Annotated in this window: 7 protein-coding genes and 1 pseudogene; 1 reads left to right on the top strand and 7 read right to left on the bottom strand. The window is 44.6% G+C overall.

The genetic code is table 11. From position 1 onward, the window contains the following. Nucleotides 1–49: 49 nt before the first annotated feature. From A9E74_RS12855 to A9E74_RS12830, 6 genes and pseudogenes are all read right to left on the bottom strand, one after another. Complete coding sequence (locus A9E74_RS12855) at nucleotides 50–1,018, bottom strand: sensor domain-containing diguanylate cyclase (RefSeq protein ID WP_069297007.1); 969 nt, start codon at nucleotides 1,016–1,018, stop codon at nucleotides 50–52. Between the two features lie 172 nt (nucleotides 1,019–1,190). After that, nucleotides 1,191–1,820 carry a hypothetical protein gene (locus A9E74_RS12850; RefSeq protein WP_069297006.1) on the bottom strand — a complete coding sequence of 210 codons (630 nt, stop codon included), beginning with the start codon at nucleotides 1,818–1,820 and terminating at the stop codon, nucleotides 1,191–1,193. Nucleotides 1,821–2,027: 207 nt separating this feature from the next. After that, nucleotides 2,028–2,387 carry a hypothetical protein gene (locus A9E74_RS12845; RefSeq protein ID WP_141696819.1) on the bottom strand — a complete coding sequence of 120 codons (360 nt, stop codon included), beginning with the start codon at nucleotides 2,385–2,387 and terminating at the stop codon, nucleotides 2,028–2,030. Between the two features lie 276 nt (nucleotides 2,388–2,663). Then, nucleotides 2,664–4,046 carry an efflux transporter outer membrane subunit gene (locus A9E74_RS12840; RefSeq protein WP_069297005.1) on the bottom strand — a complete coding sequence of 461 codons (1,383 nt, stop codon included), beginning with the start codon at nucleotides 4,044–4,046 and terminating at the stop codon, nucleotides 2,664–2,666. Beyond that, nucleotides 4,039–7,217: pseudogene (locus A9E74_RS12835) on the bottom strand (efflux RND transporter permease subunit). The gene A9E74_RS12840 and the pseudogene A9E74_RS12835 overlap by 8 nt, the downstream one beginning before the upstream one ends. Before the next feature lie 10 nt (nucleotides 7,218–7,227). Then, entirely contained in the window at nucleotides 7,228–8,472 is a 1,245-nt protein-coding gene (locus A9E74_RS12830) for an efflux RND transporter periplasmic adaptor subunit (protein ID WP_069297004.1), read from the bottom strand. Nucleotides 8,473–8,702: 230 nt separating this feature from the next. On the opposite strand from A9E74_RS12830, the gene A9E74_RS12825 reads away from it, so the two are divergent. Beyond that, on the top strand, nucleotides 8,703–9,299 hold the full coding sequence (locus A9E74_RS12825) for a TetR/AcrR family transcriptional regulator (RefSeq protein WP_069297003.1): 597 nt from the start codon (nucleotides 8,703–8,705) through the stop codon (nucleotides 9,297–9,299). Between the two features lie 145 nt (nucleotides 9,300–9,444). On the opposite strand, the gene A9E74_RS12820 is transcribed toward A9E74_RS12825, so the two are convergent. Further along, nucleotides 9,445–10,854, bottom strand: a complete 1,410-nt coding sequence (locus tag A9E74_RS12820; protein WP_069297002.1) for a nicotinate-nucleotide adenylyltransferase — start codon at nucleotides 10,852–10,854, stop codon at nucleotides 9,445–9,447. Between the last annotated feature and the right edge of the window lie 348 nt (nucleotides 10,855–11,202).

Genomic DNA, 11,202 nt, shown 5'->3' with positions numbered 1-11,202 from the left:
TATGTTATGAGTTACAGATAGAGAATTCAGAGGTAGCTTTTTGTGATTTTCAACGCACCTTATTGTCTTTTTCTGCGTACATTTTCTTATCAGAGGCGGCTAAAAGATCATTAATATCTATATGCTCTTCTACTAACGTATTGGTATATCCAACGCTGTATTCAATATCATAGCCGCGTGCAGCTTCTTCATTGTAGGCCGTAATTTCTGCTTTGAATCGTTCAATTACTTTTTCAGTATTTTCAGCATCAACATCCATCATTAATACTGCAAATTCATCTCCACCTAAACGGCCGAAAACATCAGATTCACGAAAAACTTTTCGTAGCGTATTGGCAAATACTATGAGAGCTCTATCACCTTCAGCGTGACCAAATTTATCGTTAATAGGCTTAAATTTATTTAAATCAAACAGCAGGATGGATACGGGTAACGCCTTGCGTTTACAGACACTTAAACTGTGTTTTGCCAAGTCTTTAAAACCACGGCGATTGGAGATTAAGGTTAGATCATCCAGGGTTGCTAATTGCAATGCTGCAATTTCCTGTTCGGCCATAACCCCAAGGTCTCTCAATAATTGCAAATCTTCAGGATCAAATTCTCTGGGTTGATCATCAATAATGCAGAGTGTACCAAGGGCGCTACCATTACCCACTTTTAACGGATAACCGGCATAAAAACGGATATTGGGATTTTCAGTGACTAAGGGATTATCTTTAAAACGATGATCCTCAAAGGTGTCTTCGACGACAAACACATCATTGCCTAAAATGGCGTGTCCACAAAACGAGATTTCCCTTGGCGTTTCATCAGGAAGTTCATTTTCGGATGCTTTTGATTTAAACCACTGACGACCATCATCAATTAAACTTAATACAGAAATATCCACGCCGAACATGCGTTTTGCCATGCGTGTAAGTCGGTCAAATCTTTCTTCCGGAGCCGAGTCTAGAATTTTAAGCGCTCTTAGCTTTTCCATTCTTTGTTTTTCGTCTTCGGGTAGTAAGGGCGAAATCATGAATTCTCTCCAACAGGTACTCTGTGTGCATTGCGAACATTTATGTCTTTATTAATGAGGTTCATGCAATGCAAATAACAACAACTTTCCAGAATTAAAATTAAATCTGTTATTTTTAAGCGATTAAACAAATGTAGTGACAACGAGCTGATTAGCGCAATCAGCATCATGATTAGTCTTCGATCAATTGATACCCATCACGAATCGTTATTTCAGTGCCTTTGGGCTGTCTTTCAAGCACCATACTGTTTTCACCGATTGAGATTTTGAAACTTTCCCGTGTCACGTCTGAAACGATGTATTGAGTTTGATCAAGCAACAGTTTATTCGCCTCTAATCGAGTAATACTGTCATCAGTCTGTGACAAGTACATCATGTTTTCATCGTAATAAGACACTAGCTCAGAAACAGTTTCTAAGCCTTGTTCGCTCATGGTGAAGGTTAATGCAAATGTGTATTGGCCCTGATTTCCAATCCAGGTTGTGTCAGTCAACATTGCGTAATCAATACCGCGAGTCAGTATAAGTTCATCACTTTGAAGATGATTCTCACCTTCAACTGTGAGCGTATCTGTAGGTAAATCCTGATCTGAACTGAGCTTAATAATTTGATCGCTGCTTTTATATTGATAATCAGCCGTCGTGAGATCATCTCCCTGAATGATTTTCAGCGTCCCATCCGTCTGGAACTCATAACTCACGCTACCATCCGAACTGATAAATCTGCCCTCAAATTCATCGTAACCACAGCCAGAAAGTATAAGAGGGAAGATAAAAGCCATCAGCCAGACAAGGTGTTTCATAGAGGTGGATTTCCTACGTAGTTCGATCAATATTGTGGTGAGGATACCTTTAAAATGGAGAGACGCAAAATCAAGCCGTTGATATTGCATCAATGGCAGGTTAACTCCATGACAAACTTATTTGGCTAACTCTGATTTTTCTGCATGATTTCTAAAACTGTTTGCAATCTATTGGCTAATTCCTGATCGTTAAGTGACAGCGCGCCATCAATTCCCGAACGAGCTCGTTCGGGAATTGATGGGGGATGAGTCCGTTGCCATATCAACGCTTTGTCCGGTTTCCACTGATATTTTCATTGTCATGATTAGTAAAGGGGAGCTTTCATCCAAAGTCATTTTTCCACTGCGAATTTGGCTATTCATCCAATCAAACATCTCTTGCCGAGTCATGTTTGTAAAATCAGCTTGATCACGGTCTTTAGAATCAATCGCATGGGTTTGCTTAGCTTGTTCAGTTTGAGCGTGCATGATATCGGCGAAAGATACTGGGTCGTTATACATATTACTGTTCAGCTTTTGGCTGCTTTGGCTGAGGTTTTGCTGATTGACTACATTATTAATGATCATGGTTGAATCCATTCCTATGTTTTAAGAGAGACAGCCTGATATAAAGCAAAACATGTTCCATGAGCAGAATGCTAACGATAGTAATGAGTGCAGCAGAATTTGTTTTCAGACAAGGCAATTTTTGCCGTCGATATGGCAATCAATTGCCATATCAGCAGAAACAACTGTCCAATAATTAACGTTCAGTTATATACAAATTGCTGGAGAAATAACTCTCGGAATAAAAGATATAAAAAAGCCGGACCATGGTCCGGCTTTTTCACATAACAACGAGCACTAAATCAACTGTATTCCGCCACCAAAACTGCGGTAAATCTCAACTAAGCGGATAAAGCTTTGCTGCTGCAGTTGAGCCAGTTGATCGCGGCTACGTAGCAGTTCGCGCTCGGAGTCGAGCAGATCGAGGAATTCGCCAGTGCCGGCGTTATAGCGCTCACGGGAAATAGCTACCGCTTTGTTACTGGCCTGCCACTGCAATTCAGTACTTAACTGCTGCTCACGACTCAAGTTGTAACTATTGAGAGCCAATTGCATTTCATTAATAGCGTTAAACACTTGCTGTTCAAACTCAGCTAGCGCCATTTGAGAACTAGCTTCAGCCTGACGGATACGTGCTTTCACTGATCCTAAATCAGCGGCCTGCCAGCTTAAACTGGGGGAAACCGCCCAGCTTTTAGTATCACTACCTAGCGATAAACCCGGGCCAGATAAAAAGCCTAAAAAACCGCTTATCGATACATTAGGGTATAAATCGGCAGTAGCCACACCAATCTCTGCAGTTCGGGCAGCCAATAATCGCTCGCTGCTTGCCACATCAGCGCGATAACGCAGGTAGTTTTCACCTTCAACAACGGCTACGGGTTTTTTTAACTGCGGTAAACGGGGCATATCATCAAGTTCCAGCTGGCCGGGCCGCTGTGCTAATAAAGCTGACAAAGTAGCATCTGCGGTTAACAGTGCAACACGATATGCAGGTATCGCAGCATTCACTTGATGCATTTGCACATCTATTTGTGCCAGCTCCAGTTCGGAAGCCATACCGGCCTCCAACCTGGCCATAACAATGGCACGGCTTTGCTGCAGATTTTGTAAGTTTTGTTCTGCCACGACCAAACGCAATTGGGCACCACGGTATTCACCGTAACTGGTTGCCACCTGGCTAATTAACTGTACCTGAGCGTCGTGCCATAAAATATCAGCCTGATGCGCCTGAGCCTCAGAAGCTTCAGTGGCACGGCGTAATTTGCCAAACAAATCTAAATCCCAGCTTAAATTAGCGCCGGTGCTATAGCCTCGGATAATCACACTGTCATTAGTTGGCTGCAGCACAGCGTTTTCACTGGCTTGATAGCCCGCGTCCAAAGTGCCTTTTGGCAGAATGTCATTATCAGCATCTTGAAACACAGCATAAGCCCTGTCGACATTGGCTCTGGCTTGAGCCAATGTTCGGTTTTCGTTCAAGGCCCGTTGTATCAGCCGATTCAGCGATTCATCATCAAAGGCTTGCCACCAGTTTTGTGTCAGTTCTGCCTGTTGATACGGGCTGCTGACGTTGATATCGGCCACTTTTGCAGGGGCCTGATATTCAGGCCCTACAGCACAAGCGCTTAATGACATCACCAATACAGCAATTGTCGTAAGTTTGTGTGTGTTACGCATGGTTAGTCTCCGCCTTATCATTTATTGCAGTTGACGATGGCAGCGCTTTTTTCTCGCCACGTTTGGCCAGCATGTAATAAAACAGCGGCGTTAAGATTAAGCCAAAGAAGGTGACACCAATCATGCCGGAGAACACGGCCACCCCCATGGCTTGGCGCATTTCGGCACCTGCACCAGTGGAAAACACCATGGGTACTACGCCCATAATAAAGGCGATAGAGGTCATCAAAATCGGCCGTAACCGCAAGCGGCCTGCTTCCAAAATGGCTTCCATCGCACTCATGCCATGGTCCTGCAGTTCTTTGGCGAACTCGACGATTAAAATGGCATTTTTGGTGGCGAGCCCGACCAGGACTATTAGCCCTATCTGAGTGAGGATATTGTTATCCCCGCCATAGATTAAAACGCCGCTCAGTGCTGACAATAATGTCATCGGAATGATCAGAATAATGGCCAGCGGTAGGCTTAAGCTTTCGTACTGTGCTGCCAATACCATAAATACCAGCATAATCACCAAAGGATAGATAAATACTCCGGCGTTACCGGCCAGAATTTGCTGGTAAGTCAGCTCAGTCCATTCATAGGTCATCCCGTTGGGTAACGTTTCTGCCAGTATTTTCTCAATCGCTGCCTGAGCTTCACCTGTACTGTAACCCGGTGCTGGACCACCATTAATTTCAGCGGTGGTAAAACCGTTGTAATGCATGACTCTGTCTGGACCCGCTGTATCAGTAACATTGATAAAGGAACCCAGTGGAACCATCTCACCACTACCATTACGTACCTTTAACTGGCTAATTTGCGACGCACTCTGACGGAACTGCTCGTCAGCCTGCATATTCACCTGATAGGTACGGCCAAACTGGTTGAAATCATTGACATACACCGAGCCCATATAAGCCTGCAGCGTTTGAAATATCTCATCCAGCGACACATTTTGCTGTTTGGCTTTAGTGCGATCGATATCCAGATCCAGCTGTGGCACATTGACCTGATAGCTGGAGAAAATGCCGGTCAGCTCAGGCGTGGCCCAGGCTTTTTGCATTACCTGCATAGTCACGTTGTATAGCTCTTCGTAACCGTGACTGGCGCGGTCTTGTATTTGCAACCTGAATCCGCCAATGGTGCCAAGCCCCTGTACAGGTGGAGGAGGGAATATGGCAATAAAGGCATCTTCAATACCGGCAAATTTCTGGTTCAACGCTGCAGCTATCGCATCGGCCGACATTGATGGATCGTTACGCTCATTAAAATCGCTTAAGGTCGTAAAGACGATGCCGGAGTTGGGGCTGTTGGTAAAACCGTTAATATTCAGTCCGGGGAAAGCAACGGAACTGATTACGCCAGGTTGTTCAAGTGCAATACTCGACATTTCCTTAATGACTGAATCGGTGCGTTCCAATGACGCAGCATCTGGCAATTGTGCAAACGCCACAAGGTATTGCTTATCCTGGCCTGGTACATATCCGGATGGGGTAGTGGCAAACTGCATACCCGTTAACCCCAACAGTGCGATATACATAATGCCAACCAGCGCCCCAAAGCGGATCACCTTTTTCACTAACCAGCCATAGCCTTTGGATAGACGAGCAAAGAAGCGATTAAACGGACCAAATAACCAACCTCCTAAGAGTTTGTCCATGGCACGTGTTAACAGATCTTTTTTCTCGCCTGGTGCTTTTAACAATAGCGCCGACAGGGCAGGGCTGAGGGTTAACGAGTTAATCGCCGAGATAAAGGTAGAAATCGTAATGGTTAAGGCAAACTGCTTATAAAACTGCCCGGTTAAGCCTGACATAAAGGCGGTAGGAATAAACACAGCTGCCAGAACCAAAGTAGTAGCAACAATAGGCCCGGTGACTTCTGTCATGGCTTTTTGTGTAGCGGCAATTGGCGTTAAACCTTCCCGGATATTACGCTCTACGTTTTCCACCACCACGATGGCATCATCGACGACGATACCGATGGCTAATACCAAACCAAATAACGATAAGGCATTAAGCGAAAAGCCGAGCAGATGCATAAAGCAAACGTACCGATCAACGAGACAGGTACTGCCACCAGAGGAATAATGGATGCACGCCAGGTTTGTAAAAATAGCACTACCACCAGTACTACTAAGACCAATGCTTCAAGCAGCGTTTTTATTACCGCCTCAATAGAACCACGAACAAACACCGTGGGGTCATAAACAATGTCGTAGGCTAAACCATCTGGAAAGCTTTTCGATAGCTCTGCCATTTTGGCGCGTACATCGTCAGAGATTTGAATTGCGTTAGAACCAGAGGCCTGAAAAATAGGGATAGCCACGGCGTCTTTGTTATTTAATAACGATCGTAAGGCATAGGTCGAGGCGCCCAATTCAATACGAGCAACATCTTTTAAGTAACTGACCTCACCGTTGTCACCGACCTTGATAATAATATTGCCAAACTCTTCCTCGGTAGATAAACGGCCTTTAACATTGATCAGTAATTGAAACTCAGCTTCACCACTAGGCTGAGCACCTAAACTACCCGCTGCCGCCTGCTGGTTTTGCTCACGGATCGCAGCAGTAATTTGCGCTGGGGATAAACCAAGAGCCGCCACTTTATTGGGATCCAGCCAGATCCGCATACTGTAATCACCAGCACCGAACAGCTCTACATTACCCACACCATTAACACGCGCCAACTCGTCTTTAACATTCAACAGCGCATAGTTAGATAGATAGAGCATGTCGTACCGATCGTCCGGCGAGCTTAAATGCACCACCATGGTTAAATCGGGCGATGATTTCTCGGTGACAACCCCTAAGCGTTGTACTTCTTGTGGTAAACGTGGCATTGCCCGATCGACTCGTGCCTGCACTTGCGTTTGGGCTAAATCAACATCGGTCCCAATGGCAAATGTCACAGTGAGTGTCATGCGGCCATCTGAGGTGGATTGAGATGACATATAAAGCATCTCTTCCACACCGTTAATTTCCTGCTCCAATGGTGAAGCCACTGTTTCAGCAATCACTTTAGGGTTGGCACCAGGGTAATTGGCTGTTACGACGACAGTAGGGGGAACCACTTCAGGATATTCAGTGATTGGCAATTGCCAAACTGCGATAGCACCGGTAATTAAAAAGAACAGTGAAATAACGGCCGCAAAAATGGGGCGTTTAATAAAAAATTGCGAGAACATGACGTTATCCTTAACCTTTATCTGCTGAACTTACTGTCTCTGCAGTCAGTGCGGTGCTGGTTTTATCCAGCAGTTGTTGATTTTTACGTAAACCGGCTAATTGATCATCGGTTGCCATATTCACCAGTTTGGGTGCTATCTGAATATTCGGCATCACGCGTTGTAAGCCGTTAACAACAATTTTATCTGTTGCCGTTAAACCTTCACGCACAATACGCAGCCCGTTAACCTTTTCACCAAGCTTAACCGCGCGATACTCCAACTGATTTTCAGCATTTACCACCAACACATACTTGTTATTCAGATCGGTGCCAATGGCTTTTTCATCAATCAGAATGCCCTGATATGAGTCACTACCAACCAGTTTGATACGAGCAAATAAGCCTGGTAACAGTTTGTTGTCGCTGTTGGCAAAACTGGCACGGATGCGGATAGTGCCGGTTTGCTGATTCACACTATTGTCGACAAAATCAATATTCCCCGTGTGTTGGTAATTGCTGTCGTCGGCCAGCGCCATATAAACAGGATTTGCTGTGGCATCACGGGTATCTGCTCGTTTACCGTCCTCGCTCAGGCGAAGATATTTCAGGTAACTTTGCTCATCGACATCAAAATAAGCGTACATTTTTTCGGTCGATACCAAGCTGGTTAACTGACTTTGACCTGCATTGACATAGTTACCCACTGTTATCTGTGCATAAGACACCCGACCACTGATAGGCGCGGTGATACGGGTGTAACTTAGATCCAATTCAGCGCGATGTAGAGCCGCTTTAACAGAGGCAACGTTTGCAGCGGTTTGCTGTTTACGGGCTAAACGGGTATCAAGCAGCTCCTCAGAAATCGCGCGTGCAACACTCAGCTTTTCCGCTCGGATGTATTCGTTTTCAGCCAGTGCTAACGCGCTCTGTGCGCTTTGTAGTTCGGCTTTGAGTCTGGCGACTTCAGCCGCAAAAGGCTGTGGATCAATTTGCACTAATAAATCGCCCTTATTCACCAAAGCACCTTCAGTGAAATGTACTTGTTCGATATAACCGGATACTCGTGGCACCAGATTGACTGTTTCCGGTGCTTGTAAACGACCAGTAAATTCATCCCATTCGGTTATTCGCTCACTTACGACTTGTGCCACACTGACTTCAGGTGCGGGCGGCGCTTCTGCTTGATTAGCCGCTTCTGGATTACCACATGCGGACAAGACCATCGCTGCAATGCTCCCCAGCAAAAATAATCTTAAGGTGTTTCCTGTGTTCATTATGTGGTTCTCCTTGAGTTTCTGGTTGGAAACGGGTTTTTAGTAAATTTATGATTCTGCAACTTACATACGATTCGTATGTCAGATGGCGTACGAATCGTATGTATAATTGCCTTAAATTTAGTGCGGAATTACTTGTTCATACGCGACGTATGTGATGTATAGTATTTCGCATACGCACTGTATGTCAACTCACATGCAATACGTATGTAAAAGAATTGGAGAAAAAAATGGCGCAAAGACGTGAAGATATGATTGCCGAAACCCAGGCTAAGCTCATTAAATCTGCGAGAGAATCTTTTGCTCAACATGGATTCGCGGAAAGTTGTATGGATGATCTTACGGCAGAAGCCGGATTAACACGCGGCGCGCTGTATCATCATTTCGGTGGTAAGAAAGGCTTACTGAAAGCTGTCATTCAACAGATAGAAGAGGAAATGACCACACGACTTTCAGCGATAAAGTCGCAAGGCCCAACCACATGGGATGCGTTTATTAATGGCTCAATCGCTTATCTCAATATGGCATGTGAACCGGAAATTCAGCGCATCACGCTTTTGGATGGTCCTGCTGTATTAGGTGATCCTTCGCAGTGGCCACGTAAAAACTGTTGTATTCGTAATACTCAGCTCAGTATTGAAAAGCTGATGGAAGAGGGTGTTTTGCGAGAAGTTGACTCACTGGCAATGGCACGACTGATTAATGGTGCTTTGTTTGGCGCATCTTTATGGATTGCTAATGCAGAGGATCCCCATGCTGCATCAATCAAAGCGGTTGATGCATTTTTGACGTTGGCTTCGGGTTTGTTAAAGTCGAACACTGCATAAGCCAATACATCGCTTCAACATGATTTTGATCAATAGAAAGAATTAAATGTAGGTTGGGCTGAATGTTTGAAGCCCAACCCGTGAAACACCAGAATTGTTGGGCTTCGTGCCTCAGCCCAACCTAGCATGGCTACGGTATCACCAATTATTCGGCGGGCTTATAACCAAACAACTGCTGCGTTTTGATTTTCTCAGCCACGACTTCGGGGACTAAGTTTTCCCAACCTGGTTCGTTACTGGTAATCATTTTCAATACATCCGGTGAAAAGATGTGCAGATATTCTTCGTTAAATGCTTCAATCTGTTGAATATGTTCACCTTCTTTCAGATATTCGTAGAGATATTTTTGTTTTGCATCGACGTTGAGATTGTCTACCTTGAATAATGTGTTGGTTGCCGCGTCTTTATAAGGATAGATATAGAGTTTGACGTTATTTTTAAATAACCGGCCAAAGCCTTCCAAAATACCGCCATGCAAAGTGGTGTAGTAGCGATCGTGAAACAGCTCTATCAAACTGTGAGCCCCCATGGTGATCCCGATACGACGATTGGTGTAACGGGACAGATAAGTAGCTAACCGATAATACTCTGGATAGTCCGAAATCATCACCGTATGACCTGTTGCCTCCAACACATCAGCACGACTGATAAAATCTTCCAGATCAATACTGTCATTGCCATCAAGCAGATTATGCATGGTGATTTCCATAATGGAGATCGTCTCATCCGGAGCCGAGTCATCTTCGGCTTCAAACTGTTTTCTGGCTGCATTCAACATATCAATATTGACGTGGGTGACAGGGCGGAAACGGCCTCTTTCGACTAATACATTCTTCTTACGCAGATGCTCTGAGGGCTGTAGCACCCGACCATCCGCTGAAAACATCGCAGCATTACTTAAGCCCAGTTGTACCAGTCTCAAACTGATAACACGGTTATCAACATGCAAGAAAGCATCACCATGTAAGTCCACCATATCGACTTCAATTCGATCTGTGGTCAGATTATCCAGCAATGATTTTACTAACAGGTCCGGATTATGGCTCAGGTGAAATGCACCATGAACCAGATTCACCCCGAGAATGCCCAGAGCTTCTTGTTGCAGTGCATTTTCATGATCGAGCATTCGCACGTGAATAATGATTTCGCTATGCGCTGCGTGAGGTTCGGTCTGAAAACGAATGCCTAACCAGCCATGGCATTCATTAGTACCATGATAATTACGTGCCGACACGGTATTGGCAAAGGCAAAAAAAGCAGTGTTATCGCCACGCTGTTCGCTTAAACATTCCACGATTAAGTTATATTCATGGTCCAGCATGTCTTCCAGACGCTCACGGGAAACATAGCGGGCGGCTTTGCCATAAATATCATCGCTGACTTTCATATCATAAGCCGAGATACTTTTGGCAATCGTGCCCGCCGCACCTCCTACCCGAAAGAACCAGCGAACAACTTCCTGACCGGCACCAATTTCAGCAAAAGATCCATAACGAAGGGCATCAAGGTTTACTTCAAGCGCCTTGGCGCCAGTCGATAAGATTTTATTTTCCATAATCACTCTTAGTTTGTTTGGGTGTGTTACTGCTGCGCTGGGGAGTCTGACAACAGCAAAGTTGATGTGTTTCGATTGTAACGTCTTTGAGCTTGAACTCAAATGCGGGTTGAGAGAATTTCTATTTAGTCGAGCTGATATTTCTTTATTCAACCTAAGAATATTAATCATCAGTAAAAAGTTCTTTCGTTAATGAACTTTTTATAGAGATCACTCCATTTCTATTGCTAACAATATTTCTCGTATCAAGCTACGCCTTATATATATGGCGATCTAGCACTTTAAAAATGCCTTTGGCACACGCATTGCAGCAATCCCTAAGCAAACGTAACCTAAACGATAGCTTTA

The organism is Methylophaga muralis, assembly GCF_001720165.1.
Classification (GTDB): Bacteria; Pseudomonadota; Gammaproteobacteria; order Nitrosococcales; family Methylophagaceae; genus Methylophaga; species Methylophaga muralis.
Note: the sequence above shows the minus strand (reverse complement) of the source record. Positions and strands in the feature narration are given on the sequence as shown.